This is a genomic window from Ferruginibacter sp. (assembly GCF_031391665.1).
Taxonomy (GTDB): domain Bacteria; phylum Bacteroidota; class Bacteroidia; order Chitinophagales; family Chitinophagaceae; genus Ferruginibacter.
On record NZ_JANMUN010000141.1, the window covers coordinates 15124 to 39730 of the forward strand.

At 34.2% G+C, this 24607-nt stretch carries 20 protein-coding genes; 12 read left to right on the forward strand and 8 right to left on the reverse strand.

What is annotated here, in order from left to right:
• The first annotated feature begins 9 nt into the window (after window positions 1-9).
• Both ACY651_RS10000 and ACY651_RS10005 read left to right on the forward strand, forming a co-directional pair.
• Window positions 10-438 carry a hypothetical protein gene (locus ACY651_RS10000; protein WP_462252249.1) on the forward strand — a complete coding sequence of 143 codons (429 nt, stop codon included), beginning with the start codon at window positions 10-12 and terminating at the stop codon, window positions 436-438.
• Complete coding sequence (locus ACY651_RS10005; RefSeq protein ID WP_462252251.1) at window positions 435-944, forward strand: nucleotidyltransferase; 510 nt, start codon at window positions 435-437, stop codon at window positions 942-944. Before ACY651_RS10000 ends, ACY651_RS10005 begins: the two co-directional genes overlap by 4 nt.
• Before the next feature lie 211 nt (window positions 945-1155).
• Here ACY651_RS10005 and ACY651_RS10010 read toward each other — a convergent pair whose 3' ends face one another.
• The gene (locus ACY651_RS10010) at window positions 1156-1575 is read right to left on the reverse strand and encodes a plasmid mobilization protein (RefSeq protein ID WP_462252253.1); all 420 of its coding nucleotides are present in this window, start codon (window positions 1573-1575) and stop codon (window positions 1156-1158) included.
• Between the two features lie 781 nt (window positions 1576-2356).
• Window positions 2357-2551: a hypothetical protein gene (locus tag ACY651_RS10015; RefSeq protein WP_462252255.1), complete on the reverse strand. Its 195-nt coding sequence runs from the start codon at window positions 2549-2551 to the stop codon at window positions 2357-2359.
• A gap of 759 nt (window positions 2552-3310) precedes the next feature.
• On the opposite strand from ACY651_RS10015, the gene ACY651_RS10020 reads away from it, so the two are divergent.
• Window positions 3311-3592 carry a hypothetical protein gene (locus ACY651_RS10020; protein ID WP_462252257.1) on the forward strand — a complete coding sequence of 94 codons (282 nt, stop codon included), beginning with the start codon at window positions 3311-3313 and terminating at the stop codon, window positions 3590-3592.
• Window positions 3593-3736: 144 nt separating this feature from the next.
• On the opposite strand, the gene ACY651_RS10025 is transcribed toward ACY651_RS10020, so the two are convergent.
• The 6 genes from ACY651_RS10025 to ACY651_RS10050 all read right to left on the reverse strand — a co-directional run bounded on the left by ACY651_RS10025 (window position 3737) and on the right by ACY651_RS10050 (window position 10219).
• Window positions 3737-4897, reverse strand: coding sequence for an MraY family glycosyltransferase (locus ACY651_RS10025; RefSeq protein WP_462252259.1), 1161 nt, complete (start codon window positions 4895-4897; stop codon window positions 3737-3739).
• Between the two features lie 99 nt (window positions 4898-4996).
• Window positions 4997-5932, reverse strand: a complete 936-nt coding sequence (locus ACY651_RS10030; RefSeq protein WP_462252261.1) for a glycosyltransferase family 2 protein — start codon at window positions 5930-5932, stop codon at window positions 4997-4999.
• Between the two features lie 23 nt (window positions 5933-5955).
• On the reverse strand, window positions 5956-7020 hold the full coding sequence (locus ACY651_RS10035) for a glycosyltransferase family 4 protein (RefSeq protein ID WP_462252263.1): 1065 nt from the start codon (window positions 7018-7020) through the stop codon (window positions 5956-5958).
• Window positions 7021-7037: 17 nt separating this feature from the next.
• Window positions 7038-8087, reverse strand: coding sequence for a glycosyltransferase (locus ACY651_RS10040; RefSeq protein ID WP_462252265.1), 1050 nt, complete (start codon window positions 8085-8087; stop codon window positions 7038-7040).
• Between the two features lie 40 nt (window positions 8088-8127).
• A complete protein-coding gene (locus ACY651_RS10045; RefSeq protein ID WP_462252267.1) occupies window positions 8128-9060 on the reverse strand; it encodes a glycosyltransferase family 2 protein in 933 nt (310 codons plus the stop codon).
• Between the two features lie 19 nt (window positions 9061-9079).
• A complete protein-coding gene (locus tag ACY651_RS10050; RefSeq protein WP_462252269.1) occupies window positions 9080-10219 on the reverse strand; it encodes a glycosyltransferase family 4 protein in 1140 nt (379 codons plus the stop codon).
• A gap of 405 nt (window positions 10220-10624) precedes the next feature.
• Here ACY651_RS10050 and ACY651_RS10055 point away from each other — a divergent pair, with 405 nt between their 5' ends.
• The 9 genes from ACY651_RS10055 to ACY651_RS10095 all read left to right on the forward strand — a co-directional run.
• A complete protein-coding gene (locus tag ACY651_RS10055; protein WP_462252271.1) occupies window positions 10625-11476 on the forward strand; it encodes a hypothetical protein in 852 nt (283 codons plus the stop codon).
• A gap of 4 nt (window positions 11477-11480) precedes the next feature.
• Entirely contained in the window at window positions 11481-12515 is a 1035-nt protein-coding gene (locus ACY651_RS10060; protein ID WP_462252273.1) for a S41 family peptidase, read from the forward strand.
• A gap of 370 nt (window positions 12516-12885) precedes the next feature.
• Window positions 12886-13341, forward strand: coding sequence for a hypothetical protein (locus ACY651_RS10065; protein WP_462252275.1), 456 nt, complete (start codon window positions 12886-12888; stop codon window positions 13339-13341).
• Between the two features lie 154 nt (window positions 13342-13495).
• Complete coding sequence (locus ACY651_RS10070; RefSeq protein WP_462252277.1) at window positions 13496-16573, forward strand: TonB-dependent receptor domain-containing protein; 3078 nt, start codon at window positions 13496-13498, stop codon at window positions 16571-16573.
• Window positions 16574-16578: 5 nt separating this feature from the next.
• Complete coding sequence (locus ACY651_RS10075) at window positions 16579-17943, forward strand: hypothetical protein (protein ID WP_462252279.1); 1365 nt, start codon at window positions 16579-16581, stop codon at window positions 17941-17943.
• A gap of 32 nt (window positions 17944-17975) precedes the next feature.
• Complete coding sequence (locus tag ACY651_RS10080; RefSeq protein WP_462252281.1) at window positions 17976-20966, forward strand: TonB-dependent receptor domain-containing protein; 2991 nt, start codon at window positions 17976-17978, stop codon at window positions 20964-20966.
• Window positions 20967-20976: 10 nt separating this feature from the next.
• On the forward strand, window positions 20977-22359 hold the full coding sequence (locus tag ACY651_RS10085; RefSeq protein ID WP_462252282.1) for a hypothetical protein: 1383 nt from the start codon (window positions 20977-20979) through the stop codon (window positions 22357-22359).
• Between the two features lie 350 nt (window positions 22360-22709).
• On the forward strand, window positions 22710-24212 hold the full coding sequence (locus ACY651_RS10090) for a hypothetical protein (RefSeq protein WP_462252284.1): 1503 nt from the start codon (window positions 22710-22712) through the stop codon (window positions 24210-24212).
• Window positions 24213-24472: 260 nt separating this feature from the next.
• Window positions 24473-24607 (forward strand): GDP-mannose 4,6-dehydratase (locus ACY651_RS10095; RefSeq protein WP_462252081.1); only part of this gene is annotated, 135 nt, incomplete at its 3' end.

A 24607-nucleotide genomic window follows, 5' to 3' on the forward strand; every position in this document is an offset into this window, starting at 1 on the left:
ATTTGTAGTATGAACAATATTACGAGAGCTGAAAAAAGGGTCGTTTTAATGCATTGGAAAACAAAGCCTGATTGCCCCGTGGAGGTTTTCTCCAATCTCAAGCTGTTATGCCAGAGTTATCCGCAATACAATTACAATACCTTAAACAATTATTTAAGTAAGGCAAAAACCGCTTATGAAAATGATATCATTAAAGTGGAAAGATTACCTATTTTTTCCCGTCCCTTATTACCCTCTTCAGTTTCCCGTTCCATAGTGCCAGTGGTCACCAAACAGCCTCTTAAAGCTCTTAATGAAAAAAAACAAGACTTGAAATACTGGCTTAGCCGACATCCAAAAGAAAGGCTGGCTGCAGTTACTTTTATTGTTTCTCAAAGCCTGAAAAAAGGGCAGCGAATGGATAAGACTATGGTACAGGTTAAAAAAATAAAATCATGACTTTAGCGAAGGATTTCGAGGATTTTCTAAGGCTGTTGAATAAACATCAGGTAGAATATATGGTTGTGGGTGGTTATGCACTTGCCTTTCATGGTAAACCCCGCCATACAGGCGACCTTGATTTATGGATAAATATCTCGCCAGAAAATGCACGGTCAATGGTGCAGGTAGTAAAGGAATTTGGTATGCAGTCATTGGGCTTGGAAGAAGCTGATTTTTTAAGGTCCGGGTATATTACCCAAATCGGTTATCCTCCTCTGCGGATTGATATTCTAAATCACATCGATGGTTTGGAATTTAAAGAAGCAAAAAAAGAAATGCAAATCCTTGATACCGATGGACTGTTAGTGAGGTATATTGGATTGCATGATTTTGTCAAAAATAAATTAGCTTCCAGAAGGCCTCAAGATCTGTCAGATATCAAAGAAATACGAAAAGCTTTACCAGAGAATACTCTATTGAAAAAGAAAAGAGCCTCAACGAAAAGAAAAGGCCACGGACTATGATCCCGGAACATCAGCCAAAATTCAAATCCTACTGCATTGATATTTCTTGCATAGCCCTTAGCAGATTCTTGAAAGTTTTATTTGGGTGATAGTTTTCATAATATTAATAAAAATCTATTATCCTGCAACTATTTCTAAAATAAAATTTGCCCTGTTGTAAAACTTGTAAATGATAGAGCACCGAAGATTCCATTAAAATGATTTCAAAAAATCATTCATTTAGTTGGAGAGAAGCTAGCTTTTCAAAATATTCATAATACAATTGATTAATCTTGAATTTTATCTCTTCAAAATCACTAAAAAATATTTTTTGTAAACCATCATATTTTTTTACAACATCTTTAAATTCCGGAACTCTGTCTAACAGGTGCAGCTTATGTACCGACTGGTTTAAATTATTCCCAATTGCACTGAGCTCATTTTTTAGCCCTACCATCTCTCTATAAAAATCATCGGCAGACTGGTTGCGATACTTTACTTTTACAGGGGGTTGTAATATCACTTTTCTGGCATAACTGCTTACCGTTTTTTCGTGGGCTTTTCGTTGCAGATTTTTTAAATTATTCAGTTCTGCAATATTCATCCTTGTTCTTACAAAATGTATCCTCACTTCCTGTTCCTCTTTTTTCATTTTCACATTTTTTTCTTGAATCAATATTTTTAAAACCTTTTGCAATCATCCGCAGCGACTCCGGAGCGAAGGGCAAGATGCCAAACGTGCCACGTTTGTACATCTTGCCATCCGCAAGACCCGGCGGATTATGCATTACTAAAGATTAATGATGGAAGAAGTTGGAGAACAGCTTTCAAAGAATTTTTGAAACCCTTAAAACAAATAGGAGATGTAAGCTATGGTTATCGCCTGCATAGATATTTTTCTCTTTCCACAATATTCCTGTTCACTATTAATCTAGTAAAGAATATTGAACAAATTTTGTACCAGTTCTAAGCAGTAAGGAGTCGATTTTTTTTTAATTAAAGCAATCAATTATGCCACAACTTTAAGTACAATATTTTTCTGCATAATAATCTTCCTGACTGCTGTAAAATTTTTCTATATAAATATGTACCGAAAACAGCGTTTTTTTTACATTATAATCCGCTTTAAAATCACCCATTCATTAGCCACAAAAAAACATTTTACTCCACTATTTTTACAAAATATTAATCGATAAAAAATTAAAAAACAAAGCAAATTCATCCCTGCGAATGGAATATTATTCTGTGATAAACCTGGCAGTTAAAATGCTGTTTTAAACGCCTTAAAATTTGGTGGAGACAGAAAAGAAAATTTGTTATGTAATTAACTTTTTTTCTGGTTTGAAATTTAATGCAGTAAATTTTATTTTTACCACTTATTTTTTTATGATTTCAATGCATCTTTTTAAGTAGAAAATTAATTACTTTTTGCATTAACTGCCAGTTGATTCCTGCATCATTTTTTGCAATGTTTTTACACTGTCAATAATAACAATTAAATCCACATGATAAATCTTAAAGGCTTCCTTATACCTTGTTTCAATATAAGCTTTCTGCAATAACAAAAACAGCCTTTCATTCCTTTCGTTTTCTTTTGGAAATACCTGCCGTATTTTATAAGATACCATTGAGCAATAACGTATCAGTTTATCAATATTATAAGTGTTGATATGCAGGCCAGTTGTTTTTTTAAAATACTTTGCATGCTGCCTGGTGCAGCATAAAAAGGGCCATATCGTTTTGCTTTCTTACCATGTATAATTCTGCGCCGGCAATAAACTCTTTTACCCTCTTATACTTGCTATTGAGTAACTAACTATGACCATCAATTGTATTAAGGAATTATTTAATTTCCATAAAAGCTAAAATCATACATTTTACCAATCAATTAATCAGCTGTAAAAACACAAGCTGCCCCACCATTTTATTTATTCTGCTGCCATGTTGCGGGGCAGCTTTCCGGCATCTGAATGAAAATATTTTACTCACCACATAATTTCTGCTGTATGAAAAAAATCAATGGTTTTATATTACTCTACAACTTATATTTTATTCGCTTTACATTGTTGCCTCTTTATATTTTTTTATATTTTTTGATATTGCTCAAATTGTTTTGATAAATTGTACAATTCCTAAGTATACCTGTATATTCCAGTATAAAAAATCGTCAGTATTTTTAAGGTTATTTCGTTTCAAATTTTCTTATACCTGATTCGATTTTGCTTTGCCAAAAAAACACCTATAAAATAAAAAACATAAAAACTCAGCCTGTGTTGCTGTTCACCCTAATCGTAGCAACCCGGCCTTGAAACAGATTTTGTAAAAGCAAGGTTTTTGTAAAAAGAATACTATCCGCCAATATTTTCTCCGAAGGAGGCCAAAACAGGATGGAGATTGTTTTTACAAAACCGCAGGCCAATACCGGCAGTAGCCGGGATGCAGACCTTGCTTTTACAAAACCTGTCAAGAAATTTGCGGTAGATCAGGATGAAAAACTTCTTTACAATATTTTTATTACAGTTGCTTTACAGCAAGTTTCAGCATTTGCAATAGCTGCAATTGTGTTTGCCAAGGCACGAAGCAAACTCAATGAACAATATTTTTATCCGATGCAGTTCATCCGGCTTATTTGCCGCAGGCGTAAAAGTAATAAGGTGGGTGTACTGTAACCGGGTATCTGCAATAAGTTTTACAAAGTTCTCTTTGAGGTGGTCATTTTAGTATCTGAAACAAAGTTTCATCATCAATTAGTGTCATTTTATTTGAAAAGTTAAAAAGCTATATTCAGCCCGCTGATTTGACTACATAATTTATTATAAAATATTCTGCTTTTGCTTCGCAGAGTTAGAAATTAAATGCTCTTGGGTAAATTTATTGGAAATAATTTTCATACGACCCTGTATTGAAAAATTTGTTTTATTACTCCTGAAGTTAAAACTGGTTTTTATGACATTTAAAATAATCAGTAAAATTACTGCGTATGTTAAAAGAGACAGGAATAAATATTCGACTTTTATATTCCGTAGGCAAAACGCCAATAGAAAAAAGGAAAAATTTACAGTTATTAATATTGCGGTTGCACTTAAATGTGAGAGTTCTAAATCAAGAAGAATGTGGTGCAAGTGATTACGGTCAGCATCAAAGGGAGATTTCTTTTTACTTACTCTCAAAATAAATACCCTTAAAGTATCAACAACAGGAACAACAAGTATTGAAAATATTAATGGAAGCGCCGAAACTGATAAATCACTTTTACCATCCAACAATTGAGATAGATTTATAAATTTAATACAAAATACTGAAAGTATGAACCCCAAAAACAAAGAACCTGTATCTCCCATAAATATTCTGGCAGGTGTAAAATTATAGACTAAAAAACCAATGAGGCACCCACACATTCCAAGAGATATATATAAAAACGCTATGGCATTTAATTTCCAGAAGAAATAAGAAAAGATAATACTTGCTAATAAACCAAAGCTCCCGGCAAGTCCATTTATTCCATCAATAAGGTTTACCGCATTCATTAAAAAAACAATAAACAAAATAGATACAGATACGCTTCCGAAATAACTAATACTGTTAATACCAAAAAGCCCATGTAAATTTTCTACCCTTATTTTAGCCATTACAGTTACTAAAACAGCTACTAATATTTGTGCAGCAAACTTTTTATACGGATCTACACCAACCAGGTCATCTGTTATTCCAAGCGAAAATAAAATCACTACTGAAGCAATCAAATAATTTATGTTTGGTATGCCAGTTTCAGGTAAAAAAAATGAAACGGTAAAAATTAGAGCCGCAATTATTGCAACCCCACCAAGATTGGGTGTTTTTGTTAAATGAACTTTCCTGTCTTCAAAAGGTTCATCAAAAAGATGTTTCTTATGTGCTATATAAATAATTTTAGAGATGGCAAAACAAACAACTAAAAAAGCGATAAGCACTATGAGGATAATATTTACAATCATTGTGTTGGAAAATTTCAACACGAAATTAATTTATTAAATAATCCGCTATTAATAACTCACATCAACATAATATTAAGTTTATGGATTTACATTACCAGCTTATAAATATGGGGTAATGCCATCAGATGCTGAAACTGTATGGCTTTTTGTAACGCTACTAAATGCTGTAAGGCTTTTTTTTAGCATTGAAAAATTATAAATTAGTTTTTCTTTATTAATTGAAACCAGCGCAATTACAAAATCAAGAAAATGCCGTGCTGTTCTCTTAATCATCATCATTTTGTAGCTTTTGTTATTAACATCGCATACGTAAACTAAAAACTGTGTCCAGTCCCGGCTGATTATTTTTTTAATATCAGTTTTATTATTTAAAGATGGCCTCTCTTTATCATGATAAATTAGAGTGCTGGGCAAAATCCCAATTTTAAAACCTTTGTACCGCACCCTTTGTGCATAATTATCATCTTCACCGTAATGAAAAAATACCGGGTCGAAGCCTCCAACTTTATGCAAACAGTTTTTAGTAATGAGCCATGCAGCTGCATTTACAAATGGCGAATCAATTAAATCAGTATTTATATTGCTATTGCATATATTATCCAGCAACAGGCCTTTAATGTTTGAGTGCGAAAGGTAATTAAAGAAGTGGTCATCAAAATCATTGCCGGCCCCGTTTAGATGCACAGGACTTATAATACCATACTGAGGATATTCCTCATGTGCTGATATTAACTTTTCGATAGTGTCATTTGATATCCAGGCATCCTGATTAAGTAAAAAAACATAATCTGCATTATCTTTTACAGCCATTTTTAATGCAATGTTATTACCCTGGCCAAAACCCAGATTACTTATTGCAGCAATTAAAATTACATCAGTATAGTTAGTTTTTATGTAGCTATAGGTTTCGTCCTTTGATCCATTATCAACTACAATAACAGTAACCTGATGTAAACTTTTCTGCAGGCTTTGTAAACACCTGTCGATCCATTGCATGCCATTGTATGTTACAATAATACAGTAAACAGTTTTCAAAATTAAATTTACTTAAAGTTTAGTCAGGTTGATTTTACTTCGTTTCGCATTATAAATTTACTAAAAAAAGCTTCAGCAACTTTTTCAGGAGCATGCTCGTTATACAGATAGTTACCTGCATTTTTAAGTATTGCTTTTTGCCGTGCTTTATCATCATAAAGCTCAAGCAAAATTGCCGTGTCTTTATTAAGATTTCCGGTTAAATAAATACCGTTTTTATTATCTGAAATAATTTCCGGTATTGCGTTTACATTATTAGTTAAAACAATCTTTCCCTTGTTTAAACTATAAAGAATGCTTCCACTTGCCGGGTAAAAGAATTTATATGGTTTAAACATAATTATCGCAAAACTGGCTTTGTCATATACCTCCTGCAAGTTCTCTTCGGGCACATAGCCCAAAAAATGCACATTCTTTTTATATTTAAGTTTTAGCTGGTTATAAAATTCTTTTTGTTTACCGAGTGCAGTGCCAATAATATAAAACTGTACCCCTTTGTAAGTTTTTAAAATTAATTGGTGCAATTTTAAAGCATAGTCTATTCCTTTATTTCTGCCTATAAATCCAAAATATAAAAAATTTTTGTTGGTTTCTGCAACGACTTCTAAATCATTTATGGTAACTATATGCGGTAAAAAGCACACATTATCTGTTTTGTAAATTTTTCTTGTAACCGCTACGCCTTGATTGGTTAAAACATAAATGGTTTTAATTTTCTTTATAAAAGGGATTGCGTTTTTATGATGCACAATATACCTGTCGTAAAATTTAGAAAAATTATTTAAAAATGGGCTGTTGTATTTTTTAAACGGATACGTGAGCAACGGAGCATCGTGAAGTGTAACTGATACATTCCTGTAATTTGCATTCAGCATCAAAAAAAGTATTTCAATTTCTCTTGTTTGAAAAATACCTGTTTCGATATGTACATAATCTCTGGAAGAAATTTTTGTAAATATCTCACTCAAATGCATACTGCTATCAATAAAAATAAATCCTCTGGGCTTTAAAATAAACTCATAAAAATCCTGTGAGTATTTACATATACCCGACCTGCCTGTAATTGTGCTAATGTAAAAATATTTCATAGCGAAAAAATGGTGAACTAAACTGGTATTGGATAGTATTGTTGTTTATTACTGAACACTTCTGGCGGCTGGCTATGCTTAAGAGATAAAATATTCGTTTTTATACTTGTATATTTTCTTTTCAAAAAAAATAATTGTTTTATGTAAGCTATGTTCCAGTTAAAGTAAATAGTTCTTCCATATTTTTTTGGTGGTATCAGCAAGTATTTAAAAAACCGAACTACGCTCAGCAGAAAGTGCAGGTACCAGTTACATATCATTTTATGGAAAAACCTTTTGCTCAGGTGGGCATAATATAAATTTCTAACCGGGCCATCGGTACCAAATGCAATAAATAACTGTTTCAAATAATCAAATTTCAGTCGTTGCTCCGGCAAGTAGTGAAAAAAATGAAGATCTTTTGCATAATGTAATTTGTACCCCATAAGCACAAGGGCATAAGTTAATTCGGTATCTTCAGCCGATGATAATTTTTTACCGGTTCTGCCTGTCATTTGTGGTTTAAAATTATTTTGTTCCAGCTTTTCTAATACTTTGCTGTTAATAGCCATGCCGGCGCCATATAAATTAAGCAGTACATTATTTTCTTCATTAAGCGATTGAGGGCCTAAGGCAAAAGCTTCAGCATAGCTATCAAACCACACTGGTTTTTCTGTTTCAAATACAGGAAAACCCTGCCCTCCGCATGCACCAATATCATCATTGCCGTTCAATATATCGTACACGCCCTGTACATAATTTTCTGCAAGCCAATTATCATCATCACAAAACAACAGATACTGGTATTGCGCCACACTAATTCCTTTTCGCCGGGCATTAGCCAAACCAGGCAATGGCTGAATTACAATTTCAAAATTAATTATTGGTTTACCGGTAAATGAATTCCAGATGCTTGTTGCTTCGGCAGTAGTGTAATCGTCTGATGCATTGTCAACAATAATAATTTCCCACAATAATTTTGAGTCAACCACTTGCTTACACAATGCTTCCAGTGTTGGTTTAAGGCGGCTTTTGCTATTGTAGCAACAAATAATCACTGATATACCAATTTGCTTTGAGGGTTGCATGTTCATTATTTTTCTGTTTGCTACACTGCTTATTAATACGTTAATTCAAATTTATCTGCACTTGCCTTGTAGCACCCATATTTATTGTAACAGCTTCTTGTGTACCAGCATTTACTTTATTGGTTATCCCCTTTATTTTATTCTTAAGCATATAAGAACTGCTGATGGCAATAGTATTTACAGCTCCCCGTTCTTTATCATTGAACCACCCCCATTTATTAAAATATTTTATAGAAGATTTAAGATGCAGTTTCATTATCCTAAAGTTTTTGTACGATGCTTTGCCGTATCCGTGTATTATACTTACAATAGGATAATAAATCGTTTTGTACCTTTCGTTGATGCGGCGGCACAGATCGGTATCTTCCATATACAAAAAGAAACGTTCGTCAAACATGCCTACTTCATTAAATACCGACGTTCTTATAAACATAAAACAACCAGATAAATTTGGCGTTTCCATAATTGAGTTATAATCCTTATTTCGCAGTTCATATTTATCAAGCGTTTTTTTAAACAATACTTTCAATGGCCCGGGTATAAACCTTCTTAAAAACAAATGGGCAGGCGAAGGCAGAATTTTACACAGGTATTGCATACTTCCATTTGGATAAAGAATTTTAGGCATTACCAGTCCTATATCAGGATTTTGCTCCATAAGTTTTATAAGCCTGTTCAGCACTGTGGCATCAAACTCTACATCAGGGTTAAGAACCAGATGATAACGGGAAGAATTGATAGTTTTTTGAATGGCTATATTATGTGCAGATCCATAACCAAGATTTTTGCCATTATAAATATATTCTACCAAGGGAGAAAATGAATCAAAAGTAAAACGTAAATTATCATCGACAGAATTATCAACCAGGTATAATTTTACATTACTGGTGCCGGTTAAAAAACTATTGATGGCATTTTTAATTTCCTTAACTGGGTTATGAAATACGACAATTGAGCAGCTAATGTCTATCATGGGTTATTATTTTTATTAATTAATTCAAATTTGTTTCTATTATTCTTTTCAATTGCAGCACTGTTTTATCCCACGAAAATTTTTTAGCCTGTTGTATTCCTTGTTGCTTTAGCATTGCATATAATTCTTTATTTTTAATGATACTTTGCAATTGCAGTACTAAAGAGTCTTTGTTATAGGGATCGAAATACAATGCCGCATTTTCGCATACTTCTGGCATTGATGAAATATTAGATGAAATAACCGGACAGCCACATGCCATTGCCTCTAAAAGTGGAAAACCAAAACCTTCATACAAACTTGGAAAAACAAGAGCATAAGCCTCTTTGTATAAAGATGGCATTAATGGAGCCGGCACATACCCAATAAAATGCACATGATTTTCACAGCCCTTTTTTGCAACATACTGTTTTAAAGTATTGAGATAATCTTTTTTTCCGCCTGCAATAAGTAAAGGAAAATTTCTCTTTGCGTCAGTATCTAATTCATCAAAAGCATCAATAAGCAGTTCAAAATTTTTATGCCGATATGTTGGCCCGATTGCCAGAAAATAATTTGCTATGCCATAACTATTAAAGATATTTTTTTGCTGTATGGCCTGCTCATTATAAATTGTTTTGTCGTATCCATTATAAACAACTTCAATTTTATTTGCCGGGATTTTTAAAAAATCAGTGATATCTTTTTTTGTTGAATGTGACACTGCTATAATAATTTTTGATTTAGAGAGCAGGTATGGAAGCAGGTATTTAAAATAAAAACGCTGGTGCAGGCTGATGTTATTAAAACGAAGCGATAACAGGTCGTGGATTGTAATAATCTGATTTTTCAGAAAAAAACTTCCATGGGTGGTTGTACTTATAAGTACATCAAACTTGCGGGCCTGCAACGGGTAGTAAAAAGTATTCCACACAAAGCGGGTGAATGCAGCTATTTTTCCATACTGAGATGATTTTAATAAACGGGATAAACGTACTGTAGTAATATCATCATTTAAAAAAGTTCGGGTAGGCGTAAATACAGTTATTGCACGGTTAATATCTTTCTTATATAAAACAGTGAGATAATTAATTACATTTAATGAGTATATACCAACACCTGTTGGATGTTCGTCAAGCATCGACCCATTCATTCCAATATGTATATCTGTACTTTTCACACCGTAAATTTTAAAATTGTTTTACTTCTCTATGTTGCAACACTCTCCGGCTGCAACCTTAATAGGTTATTTAGTAAAGGGTAAAATGATGGAATGCAATGAGGAAATAAACTATACTTTCACATTGCCCTCATACAGGAACTCACAAAGGATGGATTAAGAAAAATTATGAAAAGTTTTAAATGACACCGTCAAACTAAAACGCCGTATAATTTTATTACGGTGTGAAGTTCTTATTGCTGCTTTAACTAAATGTTACCTAAGTGTTACCATTGTATTTTATGTAATAATGTGTGAATTGATGTGGATAAAACTATTGAATCTGCTTATTTTGTTTTCAATAAATTAATATTAGGGATATTTTTTTTCAAAAGATATTTCAGATATTGCGATATTATAAAAATTATGATTTGCAACAAGCCAGAATTTAAAGTATTTAAAATTTGCTGGCTTTATTTTAGCTGGATATTATTTGTATTAATATTTCCTTTTAAATTATTGTGCCAGGATAATTATAATGGGCAAAATAAAAACTGGAACTTATCCACAGCCATAATAATCAATTTTTGTTCGGTAACGGATAAAAATTTCAGTGCTTTAACTTACCGTGGCAGTAGTCCGGGTGCGGCTGTTGCATTACGTTATGAAGGCAAACATGCCGAACACGAAATTGCTGCTCTTTATATTGCCAACGGCAACCTTAATACAAACTCATCGCCAAAGGCTAAATTAAATGCAGGTATTTTCAATATCGAGTATGTAAATATTTACAGTTTGTATGTTTCCCCCAATAATTCATTTAATTGTAAAGCAGGTGCAGCCATACAGTTTTTAAACAACAGCCGAAAATTCAACCAATTTATAAACAATGATTTTTCTTTTGAAACCGCACTGTCGTTTGGGGCTGTAGCTCAATTGCAATATGCGTTGGGTAAAAACAATAACTCAATTATTTTGACAAACCGTATTACCCTTCCAGTATTTTCCATTTTTTCTCAACCTTCTTATTCCGGTTCCAGTGCGGCAGACAAGGAAGCAGAAAACGGTACCGCCTTTAAAAAACTATTTACTAATAACCAAACTGGTTCCTTTTCTAAATTTTTACGGGTAAAAAATCAGTTTGCGATTAATAAAAATTTCGGTAACCGCCATGGCATCTCCATAATGTATAACTGGGAGTTTTATAAAATTAAAACTGCAAGAAGTGTAATTGCGTCCAACAACCAGGCAGGTATACAATACAACTATAAATTTTAAAGAAATGTATCTACTATTTTTTTTTACTTACCGGCTTTTAAAAAAACTAAGATTTATATTTCTGATTATAGTAATAATAAATATTTGCAGCTGCGAAAAAGTATTGCAATTAAAAGAACCTGCTATTACAAGTGCTGCGGTTTTTGAAGATGTTTGGAAGGAGCTGGATAAAAAATATGCATTATTTTCTGTTAAGAATATTAATTGGGATAGTGTTTACAACCAAAGCAGGCCGCAGTTTACAGCAGAATTGAATAACAACGACCTGTTTAAAAGGATAAGCAATATGCTTGAAGTTTTAAAAGATGGCCATGTATCGCTTATATCGCCGGAAAAAACTTATACATACGATAATTTTTATACACTGTACCTGCGAAATTTTAATTTTATCAATATAGAAAAAAACTACCTCAAAAATCAGTATAATAAAACCGGACCGGTAATATATAAAATAGTAGATAGTATTGGCTACCTCTATTACTCATCTTTTCGGGATAATATTTCGGAAGAAGATTTGAATACCATTTTTAATACCATGACGGCAACAAAAGGATTGATAGTTGATGTAAGGAATAATGGCGGAGGTTCATTATCTAATGCCGAAAAATTATTCAGCAGGTTTATCAACAACCGTAAATTAGTGAAGTATGAAGTAATTAAAAAAGGGCCTGCGCATAACGATTTTCTTGATAAAGAAGCATTTTATATTTCTCCTTCGGGTAATTATTATAGCAATAAGATTGTATTGCTTACTAATAGAACATGCTTTAGTGCCTGTAATGATTTTGTGATGTACATGTCATACCTGCCCAATATTACCCTTGTGGGAGATCAAACAGGTGGTGGTGGCTCGGTACCCGCTAATTATCTTTTATTAAATGGTTGGAAATTGCAATATTCATCATCAGTAACATTATCGCCTGATAATTTACCAGTTGAAAACGGAATACAACCAGATATTCAAATAATAATAAGCCCATTTCAGGAAGCTAATGGAATTGATCCGATATTGGAAAAAGCATATCAGTTGCTCAGGTAACACGTTTAATAAAATTATTAAAATATCCAGAAGATACTCCCAAAAATATATTTTGTATTGTAACGTAACGGAAAATAAATTGTCCGGATTAAAAAGCTATGTGCAAAAAAACAATGGCGCAAAAAATAAACACAAACATTAATCATAAGGTAATAGTTTCTTAACATCTTAGTCTGTAAGTTGCTATAGTTTTGCATTTCTTTTCGGTCACACTTTGATAGTGTATCTGTTAGCATCCGTCCTGTTTAAATTAGTACTTAATACGGTTAAATTTTAATAAATCTTAACCTTATGGTGTTCTATTGCCTTACAACCCAATCAGGATAAATACAATTTAAAATCTTTATTTAAAAAAAGTCAAATGAATTTTATGAAAAAAATAATAATACTGTTACCTCTTTTTGTATTGTGTTGTTTTGCTGCAATGGCCCAACTTAATAAAAGTACAATTGCACCCAATGAAATTGTTATCAAAGAATTACCTGCAAAAGTATTTACTCAATTTTTACAATCTGCTGTAAAATCAACAGCATACAAAGGCTCTTTTGCCAAAGAAAAAAAAGCACTTTTAAAAAATATTGAAAGTAGCGACCCCGCTTTAATTGCAAAAAAAATAAGTTTGCTTACAGGCCTTATTAAGGCTGATATGTTTAAAAATAATTTTAATACATTAAGCATAACCAGCCGTTCTGCTACTGTAACCACCATGCCTGCTGCTATTACTTTGCTTAAAGATGTAGAAGCAGGTTTAAAGCCCGAAGCTATTACAGGTATTTGGGGCTTACAAAGAAATGCGTGGTTGGAGGAAGTAAATAAAATAAAATAGCCTGATATATAACCTTGCACCAGAAAAATTACTGGTAGTTGTCAATATTTTTTAAAATCAGTCTAAATTTTAGTAAGTAATTGATCCCCCATCAATAAGCCTGAAAAGTATAACACAAAATACATTTCCGGGTTTATTACAAGAATTTGTTACCATGAAGTATTTAGCCCCCATTTTTTTAAAAAAAGGTTTTCTCCCTGTAATCTTTACTTTACTATTCCTTAATAGTTTTTGTCAGCTAAAACAAGGTATTTTAACAGGTAAAGTAATTGATGGAACAACATATCGCACTTTATACAATGTACACGTTTCAACCGATACTACAGCCGGCAAACAAACCGTTTCTGGCTCAGATGGCTATTACCGGATAAATTTAATTGAAGGGGTAAATATAATTTCCTATTATCTGAAAGGGTTTCAAAAAAAAATTATCACCGGTATAAAAATAAAAGAAGGCCAGCCTGTTTACTTAGATATTATTTTATACCCTACCGCCACAAAAGTACCTTACAAATATAAATACCAGTATAAAGATTCTGCAAGAGTGGTGGATTCTGTTGTGCATAGTTTTTTTAGAGACGAAACTTTCAGTGGTAAATATAATTATGTTCAATTTGGTAATGGGTTACAGTCCGATTATACAGGGCAACAAAACATAACACCCGGTATCTATAAAAATACTTCACTTATATTAAAAGCATTAAACGGGGTAATTGTTCAGCACAACCCGTTTCAACCAATGCTTCACAGCTTTACTGTTTCGGGTATGGGTGAAAGGTATAACCAGGTAATTTTTAATGGCAGTGTACTAAATTATTTTGACCCTCTGACAAGGGCTTTTCCGTTGAAAATATTGCCAACAGAAATTATTGAAGAAGTTAGTGTACAAAAAACTACATCAGGTAATGTACCGGCAGATTTTGCAGGTGGCTCAATATCAATAAAAACAAAAGATTATGCAGATAAAGATTTTTATTATATCCAGGGAGGGGCAGGTTTTTCTGATGCAACCCATGGAAAAAAATTTTATGGTGATAAAAGAAACAATTTAGATTTATTTGGCTTATCGGGTAACAGCAGGAATTTGCCTGAAGACTTCCCCAATGCCAGCACCAGATCAAGGGTTTACTTTGGTTCATTAAATATCCAGGAGCAAATTTATTTATCTAAAAAACTTAAGAATAATTTAGCTGCAATCACCAGTGCTAATGCTGCACCCAATACAAAAATGACACTGGGCTTTGGCAAAAATTTTAAACTAAAAAATAATGCAAAAATCAGCTTGGTGGTATTTTTCAATCAGCTAAAAAACCAGCAGTACCAGCAATCAACGGTGCAGGTGGCACCTAATGTGGTTGAAAATCCTTACCCATTTACAGCATTGAATAAAACGGTAATTAAATCTCAGTCCACCGATGAAATTTACCAATATAATGCACAAACTTCTGTTATTATAAATACTACATTACTTTTTGGTAAAAATAAAATTTCTTTCAAAAATTTTGCAGGCAGCCAGTTTGCAAATGCCTATACAAAAAAAACAAATATTTTTAAACCCGATGAAGATACACTTGCAAATGCCGGTATTAATTATACTCCCACACAGCGTTATTTTATCAATTCTCAATTATCTGGCGAGCATATTTTAAGCCCCAACGGAAGATTTAAAATGGATTGGCAGGCAACTTATACCTTTATAAATCAGCAAAATCCCGACGAGATAAACTTGCTTTTAAGGCAAGATTTAACAGGTACAAGGTTTGAAATTGCAACTCCTGTCACAAATAATGTATTTACAAATTCAGGCAGGTTATGGAGAAAATACAAAGACAATAATTTTTCTGCCGCATTAAATCTTAGTTTCCCATTTAATCTTATTAAACAACCACAAACACTAAATGGAGGTGTTTTCATTCAACAAAATTTCAGGGTGGCAAATGCCGATCTTTTTTTGGTAAGAGGCAGTGGCTATTTTACTTTGTCTCAATTGTTGGCACCAGAGCGTTATTATCCCGGAGGTAATGCCATTTCACCCTTCTATATTAATGGCCGTGTTTCCACATCATTATTCCTGGCAGCAAATCAAAATACAAAAGCAAGCTATTCCGGCTCTTTAAATATTGGGGCCGCATATATTAAATTAGATGGCCGCATAACCAATTTCCTGTTATATAATTTAGGCGGCCGTATGGAGTCCAGCAATACGTTGTCTTCGGACATATACTACAATTACACTCCCGGTTTAAGAAACCCGGAATACCTGCCCAATTATAAAAATACTAAAGTAAATGCTACAGTTTTTTTACCATCGGCATCGCTTGTTTTAAAAGCTAACTCAAATATACAGTTACAGGCCACATGGTTTAATACCCTCAACCGGCCACAATTGCAGGAGCTGGTTACTTACGCTTATTATGATGCGGCTTCTTTTAGTATAAAAACGGGTAATCCTATATTAGACATGACGGCAATTAGCAATTACACCACAGGTATAAATATATTGGCGCAATCTTTTTTTACCGGCAACGTATCGGCCTTTTATAAAAAAATAAATCAGCCCATAGAATATATAATTGAAAATTATGGAGCAGGTAATATTTTATTTAAACCTCACAATACGCCTCCCGCAGTGGTAAAAGGTATAGAGGGCAGCCTTAACCTAAAACTTAATTTCTTAAATATTTCCTGGTTAAGTGGAGCTGCTATTTTTGCCAATGGAAATATTATTTCTTCAAAAGCAGATGCAGGCCCGGTAAGGAGCTTTACTACACCATACGTAAAAGAGCATACACTTAGTGGCACCCCAAAATATAGTGTTAATACCGGTGTCACTATTCAATCTAACCGCTTTCCACAACTATCTGTTATTTACAGTAAAACAGGCGATTATATCAATGCTTTGGGATCTGGTAAAGATGTACAGTTAACTAACGGCAACATCGTTTTGGCAATACCCGATTACCGGGTAAAAGGAAGTGAACATTTAGATGTGCAGGTGGCTCAAAAACTATTCAAATCTAAATTTGAAATTATTGTGGGTGCTAATAATTTATTAAATAATCCTTTTATCATTTACCAGGATTTGAATGGTAATAAAAAATTTGACAGCCCGCTTGTAGTGGAAACTATAAATGGTGCTGCAAGAAATTATAAAAGCGGCGTAGATAATACTATCGCATTAATAAAATCCCAACGCACTTATTTCTGTACTATTTCCTGGTTATTTAAATAAATACTATGAAAAAAAGTAATTACCTGCTGTGGCCTGTAACTTGTTTTACAACAATATTATTGCTGTTTATTTGGGGATGTCAAAAAGAAGCTAAACAAAAGTTAAGCACTGTAAAAGCGGAACAGCTTTTAAAATTTGGGTCGGGTTTTATTACCCCTAATATAATCCATTTTAAAAAAGATACTGTGTATGTTATACAAGGGCCATTAGACCTGCAGGCTGGTCAGCAACTTACTATAGATGAAGGAACACTGGTTAAATTTAATTCAGGCAGCGGTATTGTTGTCAATGCCGGTGCCAGTTTACAAATTAATGGTACAAAAGAGAACCCGGTAGTACTTACCAGCAGCGCAACAAAAGGTACACAAGGCCTTAACTGGGCAGGCGTAATAGTAATAGGTAAGGCAAAAAATAATACAAGAGCCACAATACCAGGTACGGATACCAGCCATTTTTCGTGTACCCTAAAATATGTAAGGATAGAATTTGCCGCTCTTACTCTGGATGCGGCAGGCAGCGGCAGTATAGTAGAAAATGTAATGGTAAGTTACTCAAGCTCTCCTGCATATAGTTTTTTGGGTGGCAGTGTAAATTGTAGCAACCTTATATCTTATGCCTGCGGAGGTGCTGCAGATTTTTATATTACTAACGGTTACAATGGAAAAATGAAGCAGCTATTGGCCAGTCGCCATCCATTTTTTGGTGATATCAGCAGTGCGCCTGCCAATAGTTTTGCTGGTGTTTACATCGCTAATAATTCCAACGGCAATGTAAACGCAATACCTTTAACCTACCCTGTTATTAGTAATTTAACGGTGCTTGGGCCTAATGGCCAAAACGGGTCAACCACACAATACAGCGATACCATGCTGTCCAATGCTGCATTGGTAGCCACATATAACAGCCATTTCAGAATAAGAAATTCAATACTTGCCGGCTTTAATGCAGGTGCCTTACATATTGGCGATTCCCTTACAGCAATTACATTTTTAAATGGCCAGTCAGAAATCCGCAGCAGCATTTTTCAATGTGCTGATACTTCACGTACATTTTATTTAAACCCTGCTGCATTTAGAAACTTACAAAGCAGGGACCTTAAAAATTTTATGCTGCAGGTTTCTTTAAAAAATAAAGTTTTTTTAAGCATAGCAGATTTTAATTTTATTGATCCCTTTAATTACGAAATGCCCAAGATTTTTCCGGCTGCTAACGCAAGCATATTAACCGGGGCTGATTTTAGCGGAACAGATTACGGCGGCGCCTTTTTTAAACATGCAGTAAACCATATTGGTGCCTCAGGCACGGATAACTGGTTACAGGGATGGGTAAATTTTACACCATTGAAAACCAACTATAACAACCCCGAATAACTGTATTTGAAAAAGGCGTAAAAATTATTGTTATGAAAAAATATATCCCCATAAAATACCTGCTTTCTTTTATTTTACTGTTTGGCTTTGCACACCAAAGCCGGGCGCAAAACGGTACAGGAAAACTCACCGGCAAAATAACCGACAGCACCACCAACCTTAGTATGAATGGGGTAAGCATTACCGTTATGGGCAGTGCCAAAGGTGTAGCTTCTATTACCGATGGCAGTTATATTTTATCACTGGCACCTGGCAATTATACCATCACTTACTCCAGTAGCAGCTATACTGCACAAAATATAAGTGGGGTTGTAATAAAAAAAGGAGAAGTAACTTATTTAGATGTTTTAATGACTCCCAAATCTGATTTAGCAGGGGTAGTTGTAAAATCAGTAGCAACAAAAAGAGCCGACAACCAGGCAGCAATGTACATAAAACAAAAAAGTAACGCCGCCGCTATGGATGTAATGAGTGCCGAAGTAATAAGAAGGACACCAGATGCCAATGTAGGTGCAATAATAAAAAGGATGCCCGCCGCCAATGTGCAGGATGGCCGCTTTGTGGTAGTAAGGGGGCTGGGCGACCAGTATAACCAAACAATGCTTAATGGGGTATTAATGACCAGTACAGAAACTAACCGTAATGCATTTGCCCTTGATCTAATACCTGCTGCAGTGTTGGATAATATCGCTGTTACAAAAACAGCTACGCCAGATATGCCAGGCAATTTTGCTGGCGGTATTGTGCAAATTAATACCAAAGAATTTCCGGCAAGCGATTTCTATTCTATTACAGTGGGTACCGGCTTTAGCAGCCAAACTATTGGCAAAACTTTTTATGGCGATAGCCGCAGCAAGTTTGAAATGCTGGGCTTTGGTGCTAAAAATAAACAATTACCGGCGGAGTATCCCAAATATGCAGATGGGCAGGGTGGGGTTTTAGGGTATAATTTTTTTGAGCAACAACGTTTTTTACGTATGTTAAAAAATAATTTAAAACGTGTTGATTTTGGAGGTTCTAAACCAAACGAGAGTCTGCAATTTGGTTATGGTAAAACTATTAAATTTAAAAATGCTGCTCAGTTAGGTATTGTTGCGGCGGTAAGCCAGCGCAAAACAGAGTTAATAGAAGATGAATTGATTATGAGGAGTCCGCAGATATTCAACACCGATCCGCCGGGAACTCCTTTTGGCGTTAATTATTATTCCGAGAATAAGCGCTACCGGTATAATGCCGACTTTGGCGGTGTGGTAAACTTTGCACTAAGTTTTGGCAAAAATAAAATAACGTTTAAAAATTTAATCACACAAATTTATAACAGCACATTTACTGAACGACCATTCGGAAGAATAACAGAAAGAATTAGCCAGGACAATGCCAATAATGAAAAGGCATTTTACGGAGTTACTTATTTCACAGAACAAAAAAAAATCCTTAACAGCATCTTATCAGGCGAACACCGCACAGGTATCAATGATGAAACCCGTATAGAATGGAATATCAACACAACTTTAAACAGTACTGATTTACCAGATATCAGGAATTTTTTTCTTCCAAAAATATCCGGTGATTCGCTCTTTGCCGGTACCAATCTATCAGATGCTTCAAAAGCATTGCAGCAACAGGGAAGAAATTGGACTAAAAGCAACGATAAAATTATTGGTGGCGCCTTTAATATTACCACACCAATTATGCTTTTAAAAAATAAACAAATTTTTAAGACTGGTATCCTGTTTCAGAGCAGGTACAAAAAAACAACCTCTGATCTAGTTATTTATCAAAACCTTAATGATGAATTAGAAAATTTACTTGCGGCAGAACATTTCTATTTAAATCAAGCCTCCTTTTCGGCTTTAGGGGATATTGCAATATCTACTGGAACTTACAATGCAGGAAGTAACTTATTTGCAGCTTATGAAAGCATAGATAGTAAAATAGGTAAAAAATTACGGGTAATATGGGGCATTAGGGCTGAAAAATACGACCAATTTGTAGATTTATATAATCAGTTTACCTACCCCAATTTCAATACCCCAGATTTAAGCCTTAACGGAAATATTACAGCAAGAACTGTTTTTAACTTTTTACCTTCTGTAAATATGGTGTATGCAGCTACAAAAAAAATAAATTTAAGATTAGCCTATTCTAAAACCGTAATAAGGCCCGATTTAAGAGATCTTGCACAATTTGCACGTGTAGATTTACAGACTTATGTTTTATCTGCAGGAAATGCTGCCCTTAAAAGTACCAGTATTAATAATTACGATTTTAAGGCAGAGTACTTTCCTGGCAGTGGAGAAATATTTGCTGTTTCTGCCTTTTATAAAAAATTAGATAATGCCATCGAATATGCGTTAAGTCCCGGTTCATCTCCCTCATTGCTTGTACCAATAAATGTAAGCAAAGTTTATGTAAGGGGGGTGGAGGCAGAAATAAGGAAAAAAATGGACTTTTTGCCTTTTGCTGAATGGCTTAAAAATATCACTTTATTTGGCAATGGCACTTTATTAAAATCTAAAGTACCCACCCAGCTTACTACAGACCCTTACGTACCTAATATTACAGTGGAACATACATTAATTGGTCAGGCAAAATATATCATAAATGCAGGTATCACCATTAGTGCATTTAAAAATAGTTTTGAAGCAACCATTACCTATAATAAAACAGGAGATCATATTTACCAGTTAAATGACATTGCTGAAAATCCGAGTTTGGGGCCAGCTAACTTAATTCCCTTCCCAATATTCATTAACCCAAGGGATATGATGGATATTAGTCTAAGTCAAAATTTATTTAAAGATAAATGTAAATTAAAATTAAATATTACCAATTTGCTTAAGAGCCGTTACATAGCTTACCAAGACATTAATAGTAATGCAAAATTTGATGAGCCCTTAAAAATTGATACGAAAGCAATGGATATTTCTATTCCATCAGCCTACATAAGCGGCATTGATAATACCACATCAGATATTAAGCCGCAGCGTACTTATTCCTTTTCTATTACTTATAATTTCTAAAAAATACACTATGTTTCTATATATAATAAAGCTTCTTAAATATTATATTCCTTTTTTTTTATTAGGGGTTACATTTGGTTGCAAAAAAGAACCGGTTTTTCGCTTCCCCGCAAAACCCATAGCAATAATAGAAGCCGGCGACAGCAGGCTGCAGGCAAACATTATACAGCTGGTACAGGATACCGTTTACATACTTAAAACAAATATTACAGTGGCAAGCGGCCAAACTCTGCAAATACAGGCCGGTACTTTAATAAAAATTGATTATAATTTTACTATCAGAATAACCACTGGGGGAGTTATAAATGCCAAGGGTAAAACTGATGCTCCCATTATTTTTACTTTAAACAGCCTTAAAGGCCTGCAAAAAACCACTTGGGGCGGCATTGAAATTTTAGGCAATGCTAACGGCAATAGTTCGGGCGTACTCAGCTATGTAAGGATTGAGTTTGCAGGTTCAAGATTTGGACCATCACTCTCTTTACAAAATGTAACTAACAATACCATACTAAACAACATACAGGTAAGTAATTCCGACGGGATAAGTTTTACTTTTAGTGGTGGTAATTGTAATGCCAACAATCTTATCAGCTATTCCGGTACAGGGATAGATTTTAATATTTTAAATGGTTACAAAGGTTATTTGCAAAATATACTGGCATACCGCCACCCTGGGTATGCAAATGTTAATCTGAATCTTGCTGGTATTATGGTGGATGGTATAGGAACGGAACCGGCTATCTCCAATGCCACAGTTTTAGGGCCTGGTTTAGCTTACGGGATTAATGGAAATTATACACTTGGGGGTACTAACCGCAGGGCCGGCATTATCACTTTGGGTAATAGTAAATTTCATATACGCAATTCCGTTATTTTAGGGCCTCCTTCTCAACGAGACCCAACAAACGTTAATACCACCGATTTTAAAAGTATCCGGTCTTATTATTTAGATTCCCGTGGCACAGCAGCCTCACTCGATTCTGGAAGGGCCGATATCACTTACTCTGCATTTTATGAAAACGGCAATAATACTTTTTACCTGCCCGACAAGGTGTATCCCGTATATCCCCCCACTACACCTGTAACATATTCTAATTCCAACGACTTACGGGAGTTTTTATTACGCCCAAAATATAATAACCAAATTATTGCAAGTCTTACTGCATTTAATTTGATTGATCCTTACAATTATTTTGGTGATGGCATACCTAACCCTTTTCCTAATACTGTCAGTGCTGTATTAAGCGGCGCTAATTTTACAGATGTAAGTGTTACTTCAGTTTTTACAGATTCTTTTTTTAAACCTGTTACCTACCGTGGTGCATTAGGCGCAGATAACTGGATGCAGGGCTGGGTAAATTTTAACCCGCTGCAAACAGATTATAATAATTAATTAAAGACTTATAAATTTCACAAGCTTTTTAATACTCAATAATAATGGGTGTTAAAAAGCTTTGCATTTTTAATATCGTTTAATAGTAATCTGCAAGGGTAAAAAAAATATTACACTCAAATTTTTCCTTATAAAAATCCATTAACATTAACTTCTTTATTTGTTAATACGGCGTTAAATGAAAGGTAACAATGGGGCAGTACATTTACATCATCATTCGAATGGCTCTTGTAAAAATCCTTCCCGTAATTTGAAAACTTTTAGTTCTTACTCATTAAATGCGGTTTTCTGTTTTAATGAAAATATTTTATTGTAAAGTTGGTTTTAAAAAATTTTAAAAAAATTAAAAAATGAAAAAGATTCTTTATGCAGCTCTTGGGCTGGCAACAGTTGCTGTAATAGCAGTCTCTTGTAAAAAAGATTTAGACAACAGTGTTGAAAAACCTTACATCCCTGTAGCGGGTGCTGTTTTGGATACTCTGGTTGGCGAAATTACCGTTAATACCACTGTTACAGAAGATACTTACCTGTATGGTGTAGTATATGTTAAACCTGGTATTACTTTAACTATTAATCCTGGTGTTACTATTTATGGTAGCAAAAGCACCACTGCACCGGGAGTTATTTTTGACAGTGTTAGCTTATTTAAAAACAAAGGCACCCTTTGCATTGAAAAGTTTGCTAAATTAAATGCTATTGGTACTTGTAATCAACCAATTGTTTTCACATCTGATAACACTATCAGCGCTGGTTCCCGTGCAGCAGGGGATTGGGGTGGTGTTGTTCTTTATGGTAACGGTAAAATACATAAAGCAAATGGTGCCACAAGTGGCCGTTACGAAGCTTTTGATATTGTTCCTAACGATTTACGTAATTTCTACGGTGGTACAGATTCTTTAGATAACTCAGGTATCATCAGCTACGTTCGTATTGAATTTGCTGGTGGTGTGGTTACTGCTCCTAACAGAGAAGTAAACGGTTTAACACTTTGTGGTGTTGGCCAGGGTACTACAATTAACTACGTTGAAGTCTTAAAGTCAGGTGATGATGCTTTTGAATTTTTTGGTGGCGAAGTAAATGCTAAATATTTATTAGCTTATGCAACTAAAGATGATGACTTTGATTTTGATGAAGGATACGATGGTAATTTACAGTTTATTATTGCTTACAGAGATTCATCTGCAGATAACTCTGGTTCCGAAATGATTGAAGCTGATAATGATGCTAACGCTTCATTTAATGGTCCATTTACAGCACCTTTTATTGCTAACGCAACTTTAATTGGCCCAACTACTAACAAAACACTTACTTCAAACCCTTCTTCTTACTTTAATGGTGCAATACACGATAGAAGAAGAGTTAGCTTAAGGTTAGTAAATTCTTATGTAATTGCAAATGCAATGAACTACGGAATTATCTTTACCCCTACTACTGGTAATGCAGGTGCAATTTTACAAGATCCACCATCTTTAACTGTTCCAGGAAGTGTTCAATATAATAACATATTCCAAATTAACAAACCAGGGTTTGATGGTGTTGCTGTTGTAAATACTGCAGAAGGCAGCCCGGCATTATTCAATCTTGCAAATGATGCTACCATCGTTAGCAAATTGATAAGTGCTAACAACCTTAACAATGGTTTAGCAGGTTTTTCAGACTTTAACCTGGGCGGCACTTTAGAAAATACCGCTTCTACTCCATTCTTAACTGGTGGTACAGATCTTACTACAGTAGGTTTAACTTTCTTTACAGGTACAAACGAACGTGGTGCTGTTCCATCTAATAACAACTGGACTTTAGCTGCATTCACTTGCGGTGCGGTATCTCCATGGATATCTACTTCTACAAATTAATTTTGAGCTAAAGTTTAATACTTTGACAAATTGAATAAAAAATGCCCCTCAATTAGTTGAGGGGCATTTTTTATTTACTATAATTTTTATAAATTAGTTAGTCATTAAAAAGATCAATTGTAAAACACAAATTATTTGCTTTCATCATTGGTACAATTTTAAAAAAAGTACTTTATATTTAAATACAGATAACCTTAAAATAATACCATCGCTGAATAGTTATTAAGGATTTAATTGAAACTTTGTTTTCAATTAAAAGAATGCATACGATTTTACTTACCGGTGGCGCAGGTTTTATTGGGTCGCACTTAACCCGTTTGTTTGTTACAAAATATCCGCAATACAATATTATCAATCTTGATAAACTTACTTACGCCGGTAATTTAGAAAACTTA

Coding starts and splice junctions, on each gene's coding strand:
- ACY651_RS10000 (WP_462252249.1), top strand. CDS start 10: ATGAACAATATTACGAGAGCTGAAAAAAGGGTCGTTTTAATGCATTGG.
- ACY651_RS10005 (WP_462252251.1), top strand. CDS start 435: ATGACTTTAGCGAAGGATTTCGAGGATTTTCTAAGGCTGTTGAATAAA.
- ACY651_RS10010 (WP_462252253.1), bottom strand. CDS start 1,575: ATGAAAAAAGAGGAACAGGAAGTGAGGATACATTTTGTAAGAACAAGG.
- ACY651_RS10015 (WP_462252255.1), bottom strand. CDS start 2,551: ATGGTATCTTATAAAATACGGCAGGTATTTCCAAAAGAAAACGAAAGG.
- ACY651_RS10020 (WP_462252257.1), top strand. CDS start 3,311: ATGGAGATTGTTTTTACAAAACCGCAGGCCAATACCGGCAGTAGCCGG.
- ACY651_RS10025 (WP_462252259.1), bottom strand. CDS start 4,897: ATGATTGTAAATATTATCCTCATAGTGCTTATCGCTTTTTTAGTTGTT.
- ACY651_RS10035 (WP_462252263.1), bottom strand. CDS start 7,020: ATGAAATATTTTTACATTAGCACAATTACAGGCAGGTCGGGTATATGT.
- ACY651_RS10040 (WP_462252265.1), bottom strand. CDS start 8,087: ATGCAACCCTCAAAGCAAATTGGTATATCAGTGATTATTTGTTGCTAC.
- ACY651_RS10045 (WP_462252267.1), bottom strand. CDS start 9,060: ATGATAGACATTAGCTGCTCAATTGTCGTATTTCATAACCCAGTTAAG.
- ACY651_RS10055 (WP_462252271.1), top strand. CDS start 10,625: ATGATTTGCAACAAGCCAGAATTTAAAGTATTTAAAATTTGCTGGCTT.
- ACY651_RS10060 (WP_462252273.1), top strand. CDS start 11,481: ATGTATCTACTATTTTTTTTTACTTACCGGCTTTTAAAAAAACTAAGA.
- ACY651_RS10065 (WP_462252275.1), top strand. CDS start 12,886: ATGAAAAAAATAATAATACTGTTACCTCTTTTTGTATTGTGTTGTTTT.
- ACY651_RS10070 (WP_462252277.1), top strand. CDS start 13,496: ATGAAGTATTTAGCCCCCATTTTTTTAAAAAAAGGTTTTCTCCCTGTA.
- ACY651_RS10075 (WP_462252279.1), top strand. CDS start 16,579: ATGAAAAAAAGTAATTACCTGCTGTGGCCTGTAACTTGTTTTACAACA.
- ACY651_RS10080 (WP_462252281.1), top strand. CDS start 17,976: ATGAAAAAATATATCCCCATAAAATACCTGCTTTCTTTTATTTTACTG.
- ACY651_RS10085 (WP_462252282.1), top strand. CDS start 20,977: ATGTTTCTATATATAATAAAGCTTCTTAAATATTATATTCCTTTTTTT.
- ACY651_RS10090 (WP_462252284.1), top strand. CDS start 22,710: ATGAAAAAGATTCTTTATGCAGCTCTTGGGCTGGCAACAGTTGCTGTA.